Raw genomic sequence first — 18,123 nt, forward strand, 5'->3', positions numbered from 1 at the left:
CATCATGGTCGAGATTTTCACGGTTGGCGGCGGCGACTACCTGGTCAATGTCTTTCAGGCGGTCGCCGCCTGGACGGGCAATGGGGGCTACAAGAGCCTTCTGCAGGTCGTCATGGTCATGGGGCTCGGCCTCTCCGCAATTACGTTGGCCTTCAATCAGGACTGGCGGGCCTGGATCAACTGGTTCCTTGGTGCGACACTGATCTATTCGTGCCTGATGGTGCCGCGGCTCGACGTCCATGTGACCGACCGGCTTAACCCCAGTCTCGCCCCTGCCAATGTCAGCAATGTGCCGCTGGGGCTTGCACTGATGGCGAGCTTCACGAGCCAGGTCGGCGACTATCTGACTGGCTCTGCCGAGGTGGTGTTCGGGCTGCCGGGCGATCTCAACTACTCGAAGAATGGCATGATCTACGGCGCGCGGCTCTACGATGCCACGCGGTCCTTGCGTATTTCCGACCCGGAATTTGCCGCCAATCTCGACGAGCATTTCCGGCAATGCGTGTTCTACGACGTGCTGCTTGGCCGATATTCGATGAAGGAGCTCGCCGAGACCAGCGACATCTGGACGACCATCGCGCCCGGCAGTCAGGCGCGGGCCCAGCGCTTCCTGACCCGCGACACCGGGACCGGTCAGGTGACTTCGAATATCATCACCTGCCGCGAAGCCTATGATGCGCTGAACGGGCAGTGGGCCGGACTGATCGACGGCATGGGGACGGTCTTCGGACGCCAGCTCTATCCCAACCAGACCGCCGCCCTCGCCAAGGCCAAGCTTTTTGCTGACCTGCCGGTGGCTTACCAGTACCTCACCGGTGTCTCCGCCAATGCGACCGAGATCTTTAAGCAGACGCTGACGATAAACGCGATGAGCCAGGCCATGCATTCGATGGCGGCAACGAGCGGCGCAGGCAACGTCGACGTCTACGCCCAGACGCGCGCCGATATCCAGACCGAGCGGACCTATGGCTCAATTGCCAGCAACGCGATGAAGTGGGTGCCGCTTCTCAATGTCGTGCTGACCGTGCTTTTCTATGCCCTGTTTCCGGTCCTCTTCCCGCTGTTCCTGTTGCCTAAGACCGGTCCGCTGGCACTCAAAGGCTATGTGACAGGTTTCTTCTACCTGGCGGCATGGGGACCGCTGTTCGTGATCCTGCACATGATGCTGATGTACAAAGGCGCCGCGGACATGAGCGCGGTTGCCGGTGGCAATGGTCTCAGTCTTGCAAGCTTCACCGGCATGGCGGATGTGAACAGCGATATCGGGCTGCTCGCAGGCTATCTCATCGCGTCGGTGCCGTTTCTGGCAGGCGGCGTTGCCAAGGGCGCCATGGCGATTTCGCATCATGCGACCAGCTACCTCAATCCGAGCCAGAACGCGGCCGAGGAAGCGGCGCGCGAGGCGAGCACGGGCAACGTCTCGCTGGGCAATACCAGCTTCGAGAATTCGAGCGTTCTGACGCGCCAGTTCGCACAAGGGACAATCGCGCCAAGCTTCACCTATGGCGCGGCGCAGACCCGGACATTCAGCGATACGGGCTCGATGACGACGAGTTTCCCTGAAGCCAGCTACGACCAGCTTCCCAATTCGAGCTATCCCTTCACGCCCAGCCTCGGGCAGGAGTTCACCTCGCGCCTCTCGACGATGGCATCGCAGGCCCGCTCGAACAGCGAGAGCTATGCGAACATTGCGACGGAATCGACCACCAGCGCCGTCACGAAATTCCGCGAGCTGCGCAGCCAATTCAGTCGCGGATCGGCTTTCGAGAGCGCGACCGGCACATCGAACTCTGACAGCATCCAGACCGCCTTCAACGAGGTCGACCAAGCATCCACCAACCTACAGCGTCAGTTCGGCCTCTCACGAAGGGCTGCTGACGACATTTCGACCGCATGGTTCCTTGGGGGCGAAGCAGGCGCTAAAGCTGGTGTCACGAACGGTGTGGCGTCTGCCAGTGTCGGATTGAAAGGAGGCGGCACCCGCACCTGGACCGACAGTGATATCGGCATCGCATCCGAGGATCGCTCACGCATTTTCGGTAGCCTTGCACAGATGTCGGACAGTCGGAACTGGTCGAGCACACGCGATGGATTTGTGCGTAGCGTCAGCAGCTCGTCGAGTTCCTCGATTTCGTCGACCGCGAGCGGCATGAACGCTTCGCTAACCGAGGCCCAGAGTTACAGCCGTGAAGCACGGCGGGCTGAGGAACTGGCGAACCGCCTCGAAAGCCAGGCATCGTTCTTCGAAGGTAACAGCGCCGCAGGCAGCCTAAACCTGTCACAGGCCTTCCGCGAATGGGGCTTGGTCGAAATTGAACGCAATCGCGACTTCTACGGCAATGTCCGCTTTGACGACCTGACATTCCAGCTCAGCCCGGAGGGCCAGGCGCTGCAGGGCAAATTCATCGAAAGCTACGCGGAACAGCTGCGCGACGGAATCGAGGACAGGCTCGTACTGACGCCAGGACCGCCAATCTCGCGCCCTTCGGTCACAGGACCGGGATCTGTCCGAGGTCGTGCCCAAAACGGTGGAGGGGTCTCTGGAAACGTGCCGCAGGTGGACCCGGGCGTCATTCACGATGAAGTGCTGCGCGCGCAGGATGCCGGTCGCGAACGCATCCGCGGTTCCAGAGGCCGTCTGGATGCAGTTACCAAAGGTGCACAGGGTGCGAGCGCGGAGTCTGCCGACGAGGTAAAGGAGTGGTGATGGATGGGATCACCAGAGTCCGGCTGATGCTCCAGCCAAGTATGCAAAACCTGCGGCAATAATCAGCAGGACTACGATCGTAAGCTTCCGCCCCCAAGGATCAGCCCAAGACTTCTTGATCCGATATTCCATGAGCCGATTATCGCGGATCGCTTCGCTTACTTCCGCAAAACCAGACCAAGGCGATGCAGGATCACCTCCATCCAAGTTAGAATGTTCTGTTTTTTTCGTGCCCATGGCTTTGCATTCCAATTCCGGAAGGCGGATTATTCGAGAACATAGCAGGATCAAATGTCAGTTTACAAGCGACGAAAACGTGAAGGGATGAGCATATTTCCCGGCCGTTTGGAAAGATTTGCTCGCGATCTTATGGAGCAGGCCCAACGCCGGGTTCTCGAGATCATCCCTGACGAAGGGCACGACGACGTGTGCTTTTGCCCGTGAAATCGCGACATTGATAAGCCGTTCGCCATCGCGGCCTTTCAGGAAACTTGCCGTTCCATCGACGGGATCGAATATCACAAGAGTCCGCTCGCTTCCTTGAGCTCGGTGAACAGTGCTGACGGAAATCTCTGGGTGCCTGCGCCTGAGAAAATTTCTGATCAGTGTTCGTTGAGCCCTGAAGGGGGTCAGAACCAGGATGTCATGTGGATCGACGTAAGATCCCGCGAGATTATCGACAATGGTCTCAATGAGCTTCGCGGATTGGAAGCGAATAAAGCCACCATAGTTCTGAGAATATGTCGCCGGCTCGGAGACTTGATCAAAACACACGCGCGGGATCTCGCGTCCATCGACAAAGAAGGGGCTGCGCTGGATCTTCCATTCGGGATCAGCCAAGGCCTTCCGACAAACCTTGAGCTCGCCGTTGTAAAATGTCGTGCTAACGGCCTGACAAATTCCGACGGCCATGCGCGATTGCTCGTTCAGCATTGTCGTTGGTGTATGGGCGAACAAATCGAATGCCGTCCTGCCAAGCAACGCCTTTTCGCGCGGTCCAGCACATTGAACGATCGGCGAGAGCTGGCAAGGATCTCCAGCGAAGATCGTCTGTTGTCCCATCGCCGGGACCATGAGTGCGGCAGGTCCAATCACCTGGCTTGCCTCGTCACAGATCACAAAATGCCACGGACCGGCTTCGCGCAGTGTCTCGTGCCAGGTTATCGAAGAGGAAACAGTTGTCGCGACGAGCCTAGATTCCGACGCCACTGCCGAGATGTCTGCTCCCAGTTCCTTTCTGAGAGCACTTAGCTTGTCCTTCCATCTGATATGCTCGCCGACTTTGCTTTTGGATGGTTCGGATGCCTCGAGCAGCAGGAATTCCGCGCCCTTTTCGGCAATGCCGGGAGCAAGCAAATGCGGCCGATCCACAAACTTCCTGGGATCAAAATAGGCGCCAACGCGCTTCGCCTTCTTCGCAATCTCTGCCTTGTCCGTCCGCCGGAGCCAGTCATCGATGGAAACCAGCGCCGTGTCTACGGCGACATTCGTCGGCCCCAACAGGAGTATGCGAGATTTTGGAAATCGTTTGAGCAGGTAGGCTCCCAACGCGCCGATCGTATAGGTTTTGCCAGTCCCTGGCGGCCCTATGATGATCGAACAGCGAAAGGCAGAGCTTTGGACCGCTTTTACCTGCCGTTCCCGAAGGTCGGCAAAGAGATCACCGAGCGGGAGAATTGGCTGGAGCGGTTCTGTCTCTTCCTTGGTCTGGCGCAGTCGTTTGGCTGCAAGCGCACCCATTTCTCCGGCCCACATGTCGATCAGAGGCCCCAAGAAATCGCCGGGGAACAGCCATACTTGGCTCCCAACTGGCGGCATGCCGCCGGCAGCGACCTGAATGACGATCCTATCGTTATCGCTATCGACAAGCTTGATTAGGCCTCCTGCTTCAAGCTCTTCGCCCCACTTGGCCCGGACGCCTTCTAGGGCTTCATCGATGACAACCCGGCGCTGGCCCTTGACCGAGCGCACGACCAAAACAAGGTAACCGTCTTCCCAGTCCGCAGACTTTACTTCGACCCGCCCCCCTTTTTGAACGAAGCTTCGCTCTGCTTCCAACGCCCCTTGGATTGCAGCACGAGTAATCGCCATCGTTCAATGTCTCACGCGAGTTCAACGATGCGATTGCTGGCGCTGTCTACCCTGACAGCAAACCGTGCATCCTGGCTGAGGTTATAGGCCAGTCGATCGCTAAAGCTGAATGGGAAGAGCACGGGATTTGTGGCTACGGAGCTAGTCGGCATTGCTCGACCAGCGTGGCGTAGCGCTGCCTCAACAAGCCAGAGTTCGAGGTCTGGCGTAAGCGTGATGGGCGCGCGCAGTGCCTTGATGTTCTTGCCCTTGTTCATGCGCTCGATGGCGCCCCAATCTGCCTGGGATTGGAGCACCATGTTCGTCATGCGGCGGGTGCCTTCGCGTTCGCCATAGCTCTCCGCCATCCGTCGATGAACTTCGGCGGACGTGCAATCTCCCTGCAGTCGAATAAGCCTGCCTACGATCTGCGCGACCGATCCAAAAAAGGGATACGTCGCAATCGCCATCCCCCAGGTCAGGGCGGCAACCGATGCCCTTGGGTCAGCGGCGTAAATGGCGGCGGCCCGATTACACAATTCTGCCAATTCAGGCCTGGGTTCCAACCAAAGCCTATTGAGGACCGTTCGCGTCTTTTTCTTGGCAGCAGCACCTGAGTGCGTCTCTTCGATCAGCTGTGTGAGTTCGTCTGGATCCGAAAGACCAGCGCGTACGCGAAGTGCAGCGCGTGCCCAATCCGACTGAATAAAGCGATCGAAGCCGATCTGCGGAGCGCCCTCACTTTTCATCATTCAAACTCTTCGAACTGATGCGGATGAAGGGGACGATCAGTTCCTCGACCGACATCCCTCCATGCGCCACTATATGATCGCCTGCCCCAGTGAAGGCTCCCCTCCCCTTGGGATAAACAGGCAGGAAGTCAGTTGGCAGACCTGGAAGATCGAAGCGCTCAGTTTCGAGATTTTCCGGGACGGAGGCAGCAAGGTCATCGCTGCGATAAATCCTGACCCGCTCACCTCGAAGCTCCGAGAGAACGCCTTGGTTCAACCGCCCGATACCAACTGCATCGACGTTGCCGTGGTCGGACGTCAGATGGATCTCGAAACCTTGGTTGATCAGAAGCTCGATAAGCTGCTCGACAAAGCCGGTGTCGCACCAGTTCTCAATCTGGCTGGCGATACCGCGCTTCCCGAGCGTTGCACCATGGACAATTTCGTCGACCATATCGACCACGATCCCTGCCACTTTGATGGCGGGATCAGCGACTAGCTGCTCAATAGCTGGGAGCTGATCGCGGTGCTTGATCCCCTTCTGATAAGCGATCTCATTCTTACGGAGGCCCGCCTCTTGCCAGAACTTTGCCCACAAGCTTGGCTCCTTCGACGTGGTATCGATCGAGCTGGCAAATTCACGCGGCTTAAGCCCAGAAAAGACCGTTTGCCGGGAGACAGAAGTAAGGCTCGGTAGCCATGCGAAACAGGCCCCTTCCTCAATTTCGATCGTCGACATTCTCTCAGTCAAACGGCGGCGCAGTTGACACCACTGGTCGATTGACAGTCCATCGAAGAGCAAAAGCGCTTGGCGGGCACATCCCTTGCCGCGACGGTAGGTGAGATAGCGCGGCACATGGTGAAGCATCACAGGGCCATTTGCCGCCGCAAGCGATGGCAGGTCGGCAAAATGCCGCCGGAGCCAATTTTGTAGCCGGTCGTCGGCAGCATCTTGAGCTTGCCGCACATCCTGCGCGACCGCATCAGCGAGATCAGCAGGCAAGCCGAAGTACTGGTGGAGAAGTTCGCCCAACCGGCGCGCCAAGGCAAACCAGTCACGATGGGACGCATCCACGCTTGGGAGGCTCTCGGCGACATTGGTGGCATTTTCCGCCACAAATTGCGCTTGGCCGCTGGAATCCTTGGCAATCCCAACTCGAGCCCACGAGGGGAAATCTGCTGGCAATGATGCGCATTGAACTGGCGTGAGAGCGCCCTCGAGGAAGAGCGTATCTATGCCCATCCGAATATCGGGATGGTCAAATGGAATGGCGAATTGGTCTTCTACAGATGACGTTCCCCCCTTCATCTCGGCAGAGGACGCACCAGCGATTGTCAGATAATTACGCCAAGAACACTGTATTGCTCGCAGGGCATAGGCTCTATCTTCGAAGAGCCGCTTCACCGGCAACTGCGCAAAACTCGGCTTCGCTTTCAGTGTCGCAGCGATCCTGTCGGCAAGGGAAGCAGGCAGGACCTCCCCCCGCAGATGCAGCCGAAGCAATTCGCGCCAAAACGCCGACTCATCGTCAATGAGAATGGGCGCCATCTTAAAAACGTGCGTGAGAATGAAATCCTTGGTCGCGGCATCCCCGAGCACCTGCGATGCGTGTGCTTGGTGCGCTTCGAACAGTCGCTCGTAATTCTCAGGCCCGACATCACGAAGTGCCGGGTAGCTCAGCTTCTGAAAGATGTCGGCCAGTCCAAGACGGACGAAGCGTGCCTGCCGTTGGTAGTCCCACGGCAATTGATCGCTACCATTGGAGGCCAAATGCAAGATCACAGCGTCAGCGGGAGCGCTCAGACCTTGATCCCAGGCAGAACGGAAGCGGTCTTCGTATTCTGCTCGAAATGCTATCGAGTCTTCGAATGACAACAGTTCGAAACCGCGCTCCCTCAGCGCCTGCAAAACATGAGTATCGAGGAGCACCAAGTCTGGGTCGCAAGCTATCCAGAAGCGCGATAGCTCGCTAGGAAACTCGCGAACAATTCGGTCGATCCAGGCGCTCATGTCGCATGATCTCCCGACGAACCGACGCGCAGCATCATGACCGCGCTAATGTCCGGGGTGTAGGCTTCGGCTGCGCTCAGCTGCGCCATCCGGGCATCGAATTCGGCTTGCAGGCGATTGCGCCGAAAGTCTCTCACGGTCTGAAGACCGACGCGTCCAATGGCTTGGTGGCGCACATCGAAGGCGAATTTGGCGCGCTCGCGTTCCTCCCGCAGCCGCTCCGCATGCTCTGCAACCAGTTCGGAAAACTGTCGTTCGCCTTGAGCAATGGCGGCATCTTTCGATCGGGCAAACCATTTGCCGGATTGTTCGCCGTCCAACATGCCATGACGATCGAGATGTTCGGTCAGCAACAAGTCCCAAATACGCTTCGCGGTCGGAAGGAAGGAGCGCCCTTCCTCGTTGATGAAGACCGGGAGGAAGCGCCTGCGACTGAAATCATCGGCCGCAATGCTGATTTCCCAGAGCGACCACAAGCCCTGCACGCTGTCAGGCAGTCCCGTAAGCCGCACGATGGGCAGATGCTGACCAGGCACGCAGCGTGGCAGATCGCTGATCAGAGCGCCCGCACGCGGGTCTTCGAGTGTCACCCATTCCAACTCGGGATAGTCTTCGGCCGTACGCGCATCGAAGCAAACTTTGGCCGATTGGCTCCCATCCGGCCATCGAACGCGCCAGGCATTGCCGTCTTTCTCGGCGAGACCGCCGCGGGCCGGCAAACCGGTCGTGATTGCTCTTTCCAGCCAGAACTGGGCAGGATGATCTCGCCATTTGCGCGCATCATCGGCATCAAGCTCGTGGCGGTCCGACAGAAGTTCGCTGTCTTTCAGGCTATCAGCGATGGTGGTTCGAAGCTGTGCTACCACCGCATCGCACTCGTCCTCGATGTCATCGGGATTCTGCAACCCGTGGACAAATAGCTCGTCGAAAAGCGGCTCACTCTCGACCGAGTCCATTACATCGCTAGCTTTGTCGACGCCAAACTCTTCGGCGATCACAGCCAATTTGGTCTCGAGGACCTCGCGCACTCGGTGTTCAACCGTGTCCTCGAGAACAAAATTGATCGCCCGCACAACATGGGGTTGTCCGATACGGTCCACGCGGCCGATGCGCTGTTCAACACGCATAGGATTCCATGGCATGTCGAAGTTCACGATCACGTGGCAAAATTGGAGGTTGAGCCCCTCGCCGCCAGCATCGGTGGAAACCAATACCCGGGCTTCTTGGGCAAAGGACTGCTGCGCGCGCGTACGCGCTTCGAGATCCATGCTCCCGTTAAGGGTGACGACCGAAAAACCCCGGCTTTCCAGAAAGTCAGCCAGCATCGTTTGCGTGGGCACGAATTCGGTGAAAATGAGGACCTTCAGCTCCGGATCGTTCTCTTCTTGCTGAAGCTTGTAGATCAATTCCAAGAGCGCTTCGGCCTTCGCATCTGAACCCTGTGCTTCGGTCGATCGCGCCAACGCAAGAAGGGTCTCAACCTCAGCCTTTTCGAGTTCCCAGCCCCTCGTCTGCACGGCCAGATCCACCTGCGTTTGGCCATCAAGCTCAGACCACTCGTCCACGTCTGCCGTCTCGAACAAGGATGGTTGAAGGTCCGGTTGCTCAAGCATTGCCTGCCGCTTTTCGAGCGTTGTTCGGATTGCCGCGGTGCTCGATGTTACGAGGCGCTGCATGAGGATCATCAGGAAGCCGATATGCCGCTGCTTCGCCGCCATCGCCTGGTTGTATCCATGGCGCACGTAGTCAGTAACTGCCTCGTAGAGCCTTTGCTGCGCCGCGTGCCGATCGCTCCATGCAACGGGATATAGACGCGTTAGTCGCGGCTTGAATAGCGGACGCCCCTCCGCATCGATCGCGACGCGCTTCTCGGTACGGACGACGAATGGACGTACGCGGTCACTCGAGACGCTGGTTTCATCCGGAAAGGAATCCCGATCGAGCAGCTGCATGAGGCGATGGAACTGATCGGTTTTGCCTTGGTGCGGCGTGGCTGAGAGCAACAGCAAGTAAGGTGCTGCCTCCGAGAGTGCCGCACCCAGCTTATACCGCGCAACCTGATCGGTGCTGCCACCCATCCGGTGCGCTTCATCGATGATGACCAGATCCCAGGATGCTGAAATTAGGTCTTCGAAACGCTCTCGATTGTATGTGCTCAGCTGCTCCAAGCTCCAGCCACGCCTTGCCTCGAGTGGCTTCACGGAATCGAGCGAGCAAATCACCTGATCGTGGAGACGCCAGAGGTTCTCTTCGTCGCTGCGCCATTGGCGAAACGCGGAAAGCTCGGATGGCTCAATATAATGAACATGTTCCCCGAAATGGAGACGCATTTCGGCCTGCCACTGCCTTACCAGACCCTTTGGGGCCACGATGAGAATGCGCTTGGCCATCCCCCGTAGCTTGAGTTCACGCAGGATGAGACCAGCTTCGATCGTCTTTCCGAGACCGACCTCATCAGCCAGCAGATACCGAATTCTATCCCTGCTCATCACGCGATTGAGGGCGTAAAGCTGGTGCGGTAAGGGCACCACGCTGGACTGTATGGGTGCCAGAAGCAGGTTGTCTTCGAGAGCGTCCAGCAGCTTTGCTGCCGCTGCGGTATGCAGAATTTCATCAGATGTTGGCTGGACGGACTCCAGCGAACTCAAATCACTGGAACGGGCGCGAACAACAGCGTCCTTGCCGGGCAACCAGACCCGATAGGCGGTCTCGCCCCAGATCTGCTCCCGATCCACGACACGACACGGTGCGGCATGCCTTGCATGCCAACACCAGTCGCCGATGCCATGCCCGCGGCCCTCATGCGTCACGCATCAGCCTCCATGCGCGTGAGTGCCTGATCGTACCAGAGAAGGAGCTTCTCATCTTCCTGCAGGGCCTCATCGGGGATCTTTTGGGCAATACCGATGATGGTCTTGTAGTCCTTACCGGCCCACGCCGTTTTGAAGCCAGCCCGAAGAACCTCCAGACGAAACTCCTTGAGCCGTCGTCCTGGAGCCGATTTATAGCCCTCGAACTCCTTCAGCAGCGATCGTTCGCGCTTCTGCTCGAGATCCTTCGCCTTACTTGGATCCGGCACATACCAACGATCCTTCGCCTTTGCTTTCAGGCGAGCATCATCCTTCTCGAGGCCACGCAATTCCTTATAATTGCTTGAGAGATACGCATGAATTTGACTGGGCACGCCCGATGCGCCTTGGTAGTTCAAAAAGTTGTCCTGAAGAAGATCATTTAATTCGGGCTTCTCTTCATGCTTGCGCCAACCCGCCCCTAACTGACTGACAAATTCCGGATGTATTTCTCGATACGTCGATGGCTTCTTTTTAAGAAAAGCGGCCAACCAATCGATAGCCGATTTTTCATCAGAAACGAAGAGTTCTTGCTGCGGTCGACTCACATACTTAGCCCGCACACGCTCGTACTCCTGCACCTCTCCAGGTAGGAAATACATTTCGTCACGTTCAGCGTAACGCTCACTCAATCCCTCAAAGAATTCTTGGGCCGAAAGGGGGACCATGATACTCTGGCGAATGAACCATGCGACCATTCTATCATAAAGAATACGGGCGCTTCTTTCAGCGATAAATATCAAGCCATCGCTATTTGGATTTACGATGGGGATGTGCTTCAAATGTTGATCTACAAACTGCCAGACTCCTTCCGGCTTCGAAGCAGACTCTGTGATAGCTTGTTCAACAGCACGATCAGGCTTGTAAGCCGAAATAATCAAATCCTGGACCACTGCTCCAGGTCGGATATCGGCTAAAATAGTTGTAGAACCCTTATCTAGTTTTCCAACCTGGGCGACAACAAATCCTGCCTCAGAAAGGCTAGTTTGGATGAGGTTCCATACGCTTGCCTTTGTATTATGGAACTCAACACTTATCCAGTGACCGGGCTTCAGGACACGGAAATATTCTTGAAACGCCTTACGCATCAACCGCCCATAGTCGTCAAAAAGCTTGCTTTTCGTTTCATCTATGACCGCCTCATCAGCGGATGATGTCCTGACACGAAGCCAGCCTTCTAGGATAAGGTTCATTTCACTATAAATGATGTTAGCACCGAATGGAGGATCCGTATAAATGTAGTCTACACTCGCATCTGGAATTCCATCCAATCTCGTTGCTGATTGTGTTCCTACTATGCATGCGCCGCCTGATATTGGCTTTGCTGCTTCGGCCTGGAGCAATTTTTTGACTTTTCTTTCGAGCGAGTCGTAAATGTTTTTCTCCATGCGGACGATTGGCATATACAAATTTCCTGACATGCCGCCGCCGCCGCCGAAATAACCCTGGCGCTCAGAAATAACAGTGAAGATAGAAGTCAGGCATGACAACGCAGTGTTGCGAATTGCGACGTCATCGCATTCGACAATTCTGCTCCATAGATCCGCAAACACAATCGTGTTTCTTTTTGAAAGAAAGCGGCTGACATCAGTGATACCCTTGTCACCTAACTGCGCTAGTTTGGCCGAATAGCCATCAGGGTCAATCGCATCGCTTGGAACCCAAACTGAAACGTCAAGGCTTTCTATCCGCGAAATTACATCCAGATCATAATTGTTAGGCTCGCGGCTGATACGATTTCTTCCAGATCCGGCATTGACCCACGCCAATGATTTTTTCTTGCCGCTGGAAGTGAGAATTCTCTCGATCTTACGTACATTCAGATCTGCACCGCACGAAGGGCACGGGAATGACTTTCGAGTTTCGACCTTGTTTCCATGATGGATGACGCCATGGGGGAAAAACGGAAACTCGAAAACACATTCAGGGCATGTAAAAAGGTCACTCCAGACAAAATAATTTACTTCCAACTCACGATGCCCGGTCCGCGTTTTATACAGCCAGCCGAATTCACTTTTTGAGGATTCTATTGCATTCTGGAGTAATTCAGCCGCCTCATAGCCCGGGTTGTTCTGGGTTGCGATCGCTGAGATAAATCCGGCAATAGGTGCCAGGTCGACCACGATGGCGTTGCGCCCACATTCCCGCGCAGCAACGCCGGTCATCCCGGAACCACTGAAAGCATCTAGTACCAGGTCGCCCGGACGAGTGTAATGCTCAATAAGCGTTTTTATGACAGCCGGAGGCACCTTGGTATGATAGGGGTGATACGAATAGACTGGATGCCGACTATCGGCGACCAGATCGCCTATGTAGGGTTGGCTTGAAGCTGGTGTATCATTTGCATTTCCGAAGATCTTAACAAATTCTGGCAAAAAAGGGTTAGGGCAAGCCGTGTAAAAAGGTGGGTTGGAAAGACCAACAACCTCATTCACGCTGGCCTTTGGAAAATCATCTCTCGAATCCAACCCGCTCTTCTCAATGGATTCCTTCAATTTATTTCTAAAATACCTGTCCCTCTCCTCGCGAGATTCGAAGACTTCGCCCAAGGCTTCAGATCCGTTGTTTTGACCATCCGATTCCAGATTAAGGTGCCTATTCATCTTATAATCCTTAAAAACCTTGACGATTTCAATCGACCACGAAGCGAAGCTTAGTGGCGTCCTTGCCTTTGCAGCGATCGCTCAAGAACGCCTCGAACCGTTTGCGCAGATCTTCAGGTGTCGCTGGCGAGCCGCCAAGCAGAAGCGCCTGCCTGATATCTTCCCCACTGACATTGATTTTTTCGAGTCCTGACAGGGCCTCCTGAATGGCTGCAACGAAGTCCGGCGTGACCGGTTCGGGAATAACCTTCGACGAAATATACCCGTCGACAAGGCTTCGCACTGCCGGCTTTAAGAGATCGAGATTCTCTTGGATGATCGGATCTTCGAGATTGTCGAGAAGGGCCTGACTCCAGCCATTCATTAGCCGGTCAAGCTCGTCATCGAGCTGTTTCAAGACATTAGCCGCAGGCAGCAAGTCCCCTTGCTCATTCGCAGGTCGGAAGCCGCAATAGGGACACACAGGTCCAGCGGAAAGATCGGATTCCACCAATGATGGACAGCTCTTGAGCTTGTCCAGCTTCTCTTCGAAAGTCGTCAGCTGGCTGGTTGGCATAAGCGAGATCCCGGCAAGCGCGCGCAAAGCGACAAGTCGAGAGTCCTTGCGAAGCGAAGACTTTGTCTTGTCCTCGGCAAGGCCCAGTCGGGCGGTGCTGTGCTGCCCAACGTAGGCGGTGACGTAGTCTTTTTTTAGCTTGGCCAGGGTCTGCCGATAATCGGTGGCATTCTGAACCCCGCTATCTGCAGCAAGCTTCTCGAGAAGCTGCTTGCGCGCATCCTGAGCCTGTTTAACCCAGGCATGATCAGGCGACAGGACCATCTCAGCCTGCGAAAGGTAGCCGGCCGTTGCGCCAAGCTCTGCCACAAGGTCGAGAAGGCCCTCGATGGCTTTCAGCGTTTCGAGGTTCTTGGTCTGCGCAGCAATATCTTCAGACCCGATCCGAAGGTTCTTGAGTTTGCCCACCGTGTTGTAGGGGGCCAAACTTTCTGAGAACGCCTTCAGACTCTCGAGTTTGCTTCGCCGGTCGGCGATTTCCTCATCACGTAAGAGCGACTGCCCCCAGAAGCTTAGCCTGCCGGACATATCGGTTGTCGCGCCAAGAACGCGGCGGGTTAGCTTTCCAACCTGTTCCTGCAGCAGTTTGACCGGCTCGTCGGAACCCTGGGTCGCTTGCTGAGCAAGCCCCGGCGGCAAGCCTAGCAACTCAAATAGCGATCGAAGGATCGCGACGTTGATTTCCTTCGGAGCCTCGACATGCTTGAACTGCTTCAGGTCATCCAGCGAGCGCTCAGCGAGCAGAGATATCTTGCCGGAATCGATCTTGTCTCCCGTGACTGCGAGAACGATATCGCCGGCGTAGACCAATGCTCCGAGCACCGTGATCAAGAGATCGGGCTCAAGTCGGAACTTGATTGGCGAGAAGAACTCCACGTCTCCATCGCCGCTCAACAGCTCGCTTCGGTTAAGGACCTGACCATGGCCCTTGGCCTTCAATTTCTCGAGAACATCCTTGGCATAGCGCGAGCGAGTAGGCTCGATCCGGTCGCCATCGAGCATTTCAAGGCCGTCGAGAATAATGATGGCATCTTTCGTGCGGTTCCCGCCCGCCAGTGCCCGCAATGCGTTGCTGACCAGCTGCTTGCGGTTCGCTTCAGTCACCAGAGCTGAAAAGGCGGGATATTCCGGCGCGTCTTCCGCAAATTGGTTGTTAAGCGCCAGACCGGAGATAACGTTGACCACATCACGGAAATTGATGCGCTCATCAGGTCCGAGGCGCGCCTTATCCCGCAGCGAAACCCCCTTGGCCCAATCCTGCAGGGTCTTGGCCTTCCCTTGGTACGAAACCTCGAAGGCCGTCATCTGCTTTTCCTGCAGCCATTTGCTGATGTCCCGGAGGGCATCCTTCGCCTTGTCGAGGTAAATCGACTTCGCGCCGCCGCTCGCCGTCGACGCAAGGTCCTGCGCCGCAGCATAAAACGAGAGGTGACGATCGATCACGTCATCCCTGCCCTTCAGGCGAAAGAAGACTTCGTCACCATTGCTCTCATCCCGGAAGCGCGGAGGATCATAAGGCTGGATAAAGTAGATGTAGAAATCGCGCTCGGGTTGCGCTGTTGGACGGTCGTTAGGCGCCCCGAAGAAGAGGTAACCGTTGCGCTCGACGCGACGGTCCTGCCACTCGATCTGGTATTGCCAGATCTGGTGACCGGTCACGTAGCTCGTTTCGTCGGTCCGCTCCATTAGCTGCCGTACAGCGCTGTAGTAGGCGCGATCGAGCGCATCATCCGAAAGCGCTTCGGCGCGCTTCTCAATCTGAGCGTCGTAGTCCACGTCCTTCTTGAGATCGAGGTAGTACTGCTCGGTGTCGGGAGCTTTCGAAATGAACTGCCCGTTCACCGTCTTGAGCGTTTCGCGAAGCACCGTCTGGACGAGCGAAAGCAAGTCGGCTTCCGGCTCCCCACCCATGTCCTCAATGCCTGGCTGGAAGAGACACAGCGTGTCGCGAAGCTCTTCGGCAGTGGGGCCGACTGGAACGTAGATGTCGCCGCCGGTCGTTAAGCGATGCACCGACAAGCCATCGATGATGCGCAGTGCCATCGGCTTGTAAGCAGGACGCGTGAAAGCTTTCGTCACGCGCTCCGAGAGGACTTCAGATACCTTCAGCACCGGACCAATGTTGGGGTCCGCGCGAAGGACGGAGTTCGACGTGACGGTGTCCCAGAATTTATCGTAGCCGATCAGGCCTGGCCGATCGCTCGGAACTTCATCCTTCAGGATCGCCTGGATTTGATCGCGCAAGGTCACGAGAGCGCCACGCTTCTCGGTGAACACAAGCCGCTCGAAGGTTCCGATGTAATCGGGATGCACAGGAAAGAGCCTGACGTACTCGTCCATGCGCTCGTTCATTGAGCCATAGAACTTTGCAAAGGGCGTGAGGTACGTCCGGATCTTGTCCTGCTGATCGGCGGTCTTCTTGAGAAGACGTTCGGCGACTACAAAGCTCACGTCCTGGCGTGCGAGAAGCACCTGCGTGAAGCGATCCTTCACGCGGCGCAGGCTGTCCGCAACATGCTGGAAGCGGCTGCTGTCGAAGATGGCTTCCTGAACGCCGGCCACGAAGCGAAAACGCAGATGCTTTGCGACTTCACCAATCTCGCGGAGGAACGAGAGATCGAGGACCAGATCGTGATCCTTGCGAGACCGCAGATACTCAAGGAATTCGTCGACAACGAGGAGCACGCCCTGGTTCGGATGAACGTCCGCGAACGCGGCCATCATCTCTTCAAAGGCCGCCTTGTTGTTGATGACCTTGTCCGCAGGCGGGAAGGAAAAACTGACACCGTTCTTTTCGAGGAAAAGCTCCAGCTGCTGCGTGATGATGTCGCGCAGGGACATCTGGCTTGAGATTTCGATCCTGTGGACCTTGAACTTTCCAGCGATCGTTGCCGCGGCTTCAGCCACTTTGGGATGACGGATCAAGGGAACGTAGGCGGCGTCCTCGGCGACGAGCGACAGCACTGACATGAGGTGCGATTTACCCGTACCGTAGTTGCCGACGACCAGAAGTCCCTTGTGATCGACGGCTTCGTCGAACGACAGCTGCGGGACGATCTGCGTTGCTATGCGCTCGGCCATATCGTCGGAAATCACGTAGGTCGAAACGAGCTTCTTCGCTTCGTCCGGACGGTTCGCGTCCAGAAGCTGAATGACCGATTCAATCGGTTCAAACTGAATGAGATCGCCATACTGCATGGACATCTCCAAAATTCCTCTCAAAGCTCAGTTCAACTCAAGTACGATTGCGCCATCTACGGCGACATCGCAGTGATCGGGATGACCCACTTTTGCGTAAAGCAGGCGGCCATCCTTGAAATTTCCCGGCCACGCCACGACGACTGTCATAGCGTGGGCCAAGCGTTTGATTGTATCGAAGGGATTTATCTTCAATTCTGCATCAAACATGACTTCGATATTGTCGAGTACGACTACCCCGCGATCGCGGTGATGCGACAGCATGTCCCTCAATACGCCCAACACCTCGAAGCTTCTTTGCGAAGACGGGATTGGAAGAAGCAGGTTCGAGAGTTCGCTACCGACATTTATGATCTGCAGATCGTGGGTCTTAGCGAATTCGGCGAGCAGAGCGGTTTTGCCTCCTCCAGAATTCGCAACGACGAGGACCAACTTGCTGTTGAGCTGCGCCGCATCGGCAACCAATTGCTGAAGGTGCTCAAGCATCCTGCGCTCCGTGTGTCTGAGCGGAGGTTTCAGCTCCCATTGCAGAGTTGATCGCGTCTGCATTCAGCAGAACGATTTGCTGATCCTGGGGCCGCCGAGCCGACGGGTCGGTGTCGAGCCCAAGCCGCTTGAGCGCATAATATAAGAGCGCGCGCTTGACCGGGATGGTCGCCCTGCCCCCTTCCATTGCATAATCGAGTTCGATCGCCTTTCGTTGGCCGACGCTCAGTTCAGGATGGGGTGCGATGACGAGGTCAATGTCACTGAGCCAATCACGATCGCGCGAGTCTGTCCCCTCGCTAGCCTTGCTCGCCCGCGTTTCTCCGATGCGGGACAGGACGAAGTCTTTGAATTCCCCGCTACGGACGCAGTGGGCCCGGGCGTGCCATCTGAACCCGTCAAAGACCAAGGCATGCGGCGCGATCCAGCGCCAGGACGGATTAGGCGAGGACATCGACTGATAGAGGACCTCGAGTACTTCCTTGCGCTTGATCGCGGTCACGACCGCTCTGAGAATGGGAGCAGACACACCGCGGGCAGGTGTTGGCGCGCAAGCAAACCCCGGAACGCTGCCGATCCAGGCATCGTCAGGAGTAATGATCCCGTCAGCTATCGACCGGATCTGGGTGAGATACCGCTCGGCGTCAGGCTTATGGAAGATTGGCTTGAAGGAAGAGCTTCGCACATAGGTCCGTGCGCTCTTGTCGTAGACCATGTTGGTCCCGGCCAGACCCAGATATCTGTTGAGATCGGCTGACGCCTGATTGATCGAAACCCCGAATGTCTCGACGATGTCGCTTCGGTTTACGTGGCCTTCCCAGAACAACCGGAATTCGATGAATTCCAGCCTGCTCTCGACCCCTCTTCGTAATCCTGATTCGCCGTCCATGCCCCGTAGCCCCCACAAAAACT

10 protein-coding genes are annotated in these 18,123 nt (G+C 56.4%); 1 reads left to right on the forward strand and 9 read right to left on the reverse strand.

Translation table 11 applies throughout. The features are described 5' to 3' along the window. Nucleotides 1–4 precede the first annotated feature (4 nt). Complete coding sequence (locus AOA14_RS18855; protein WP_062902913.1) at nt 5–2,707, forward strand: conjugal transfer protein TraG N-terminal domain-containing protein; 2,703 nt, start codon at nt 5–7, stop codon at nt 2,705–2,707. Nucleotides 2,708–2,716: 9 nt separating this feature from the next. Here AOA14_RS18855 and AOA14_RS19490 read toward each other — a convergent pair whose 3' ends face one another. From AOA14_RS19490 to AOA14_RS18895, 9 genes are all read right to left on the reverse strand, one after another. Next, nucleotides 2,717–2,944: a hypothetical protein gene (locus tag AOA14_RS19490; RefSeq protein WP_082820012.1), complete on the reverse strand. Its 228-nt coding sequence runs from the start codon at nt 2,942–2,944 to the stop codon at nt 2,717–2,719. A gap of 57 nt (nt 2,945–3,001) precedes the next feature. Continuing rightward, nucleotides 3,002–4,798, reverse strand: coding sequence for a DEAD/DEAH box helicase (locus AOA14_RS18860; RefSeq protein WP_062902914.1), 1,797 nt, complete (start codon nt 4,796–4,798; stop codon nt 3,002–3,004). Nucleotides 4,799–4,809: 11 nt separating this feature from the next. Beyond that, nucleotides 4,810–5,529 carry a hypothetical protein gene (locus AOA14_RS18865; RefSeq protein WP_062902915.1) on the reverse strand — a complete coding sequence of 240 codons (720 nt, stop codon included), beginning with the start codon at nt 5,527–5,529 and terminating at the stop codon, nt 4,810–4,812. Continuing rightward, a complete protein-coding gene (pglZ, locus tag AOA14_RS18870; protein ID WP_062902916.1) occupies nt 5,516–7,519 on the reverse strand; it encodes a BREX-3 system phosphatase PglZ in 2,004 nt (667 codons plus the stop codon). The genes AOA14_RS18865 and pglZ overlap by 14 nt, the downstream gene beginning before the upstream one ends. Further along, nucleotides 7,516–10,254, reverse strand: coding sequence for a helicase-related protein (locus AOA14_RS18875; RefSeq protein ID WP_202988336.1), 2,739 nt, complete (start codon nt 10,252–10,254; stop codon nt 7,516–7,518). The genes pglZ and AOA14_RS18875 overlap by 4 nt, the downstream gene beginning before the upstream one ends. Before the next feature lie 71 nt (nt 10,255–10,325). After that, a complete protein-coding gene (locus AOA14_RS18880; protein ID WP_062902918.1) occupies nt 10,326–12,971 on the reverse strand; it encodes a DNA methyltransferase in 2,646 nt (881 codons plus the stop codon). Between the two features lie 28 nt (nt 12,972–12,999). Next, nucleotides 13,000–16,731 (reverse strand): DUF6079 family protein, encoded by a 3,732-nt coding sequence (locus AOA14_RS18885; protein ID WP_202988337.1) that lies wholly within the window; start codon nt 16,729–16,731, stop codon nt 13,000–13,002. Between the two features lie 21 nt (nt 16,732–16,752). Beyond that, the gene (brxF, locus tag AOA14_RS18890) at nt 16,753–17,211 is read right to left on the reverse strand and encodes a BREX-3 system P-loop-containing protein BrxF (protein ID WP_062902920.1); all 459 of its coding nucleotides are present in this window, start codon (nt 17,209–17,211) and stop codon (nt 16,753–16,755) included. After that, a complete protein-coding gene (locus AOA14_RS18895; protein ID WP_062902921.1) occupies nt 17,204–18,100 on the reverse strand; it encodes a BrxR family helix-turn-helix transcriptional regulator in 897 nt (298 codons plus the stop codon). Before AOA14_RS18895 ends, brxF begins: the two co-directional genes overlap by 8 nt. Nucleotides 18,101–18,123: the final 23 nt, after the last annotated feature.

Origin of the sequence: Sphingopyxis terrae subsp. terrae NBRC 15098 (assembly GCF_001610975.1) — a bacterium.
GTDB lineage: Bacteria > Pseudomonadota > Alphaproteobacteria > Sphingomonadales > Sphingomonadaceae > Sphingopyxis > Sphingopyxis terrae_A.

Excerpts from the sequence above, each read along its gene's own strand:
- AOA14_RS18855 (WP_062902913.1), top strand. The coding sequence starts at position 5 with ATGGTCGAGATTTTCACGGTTGGCGGCGGCGACTACCTGGTCAATGTC.
- AOA14_RS19490 (WP_082820012.1), bottom strand. The coding sequence starts at position 2,944 with ATGGGCACGAAAAAAACAGAACATTCTAACTTGGATGGAGGTGATCCT.
- AOA14_RS18860 (WP_062902914.1), bottom strand. The coding sequence starts at position 4,798 with ATGGCGATTACTCGTGCTGCAATCCAAGGGGCGTTGGAAGCAGAGCGA.
- AOA14_RS18865 (WP_062902915.1), bottom strand. The coding sequence starts at position 5,529 with ATGATGAAAAGTGAGGGCGCTCCGCAGATCGGCTTCGATCGCTTTATT.
- pglZ (WP_062902916.1), bottom strand. The coding sequence starts at position 7,519 with ATGAGCGCCTGGATCGACCGAATTGTTCGCGAGTTTCCTAGCGAGCTA.
- AOA14_RS18880 (WP_062902918.1), bottom strand. The coding sequence starts at position 12,971 with ATGAATAGGCACCTTAATCTGGAATCGGATGGTCAAAACAACGGATCT.
- AOA14_RS18885 (WP_202988337.1), bottom strand. The coding sequence starts at position 16,731 with ATGTCCATGCAGTATGGCGATCTCATTCAGTTTGAACCGATTGAATCG.
- brxF (WP_062902920.1), bottom strand. The coding sequence starts at position 17,211 with ATGCTTGAGCACCTTCAGCAATTGGTTGCCGATGCGGCGCAGCTCAAC.
- AOA14_RS18895 (WP_062902921.1), bottom strand. The coding sequence starts at position 18,100 with ATGGACGGCGAATCAGGATTACGAAGAGGGGTCGAGAGCAGGCTGGAA.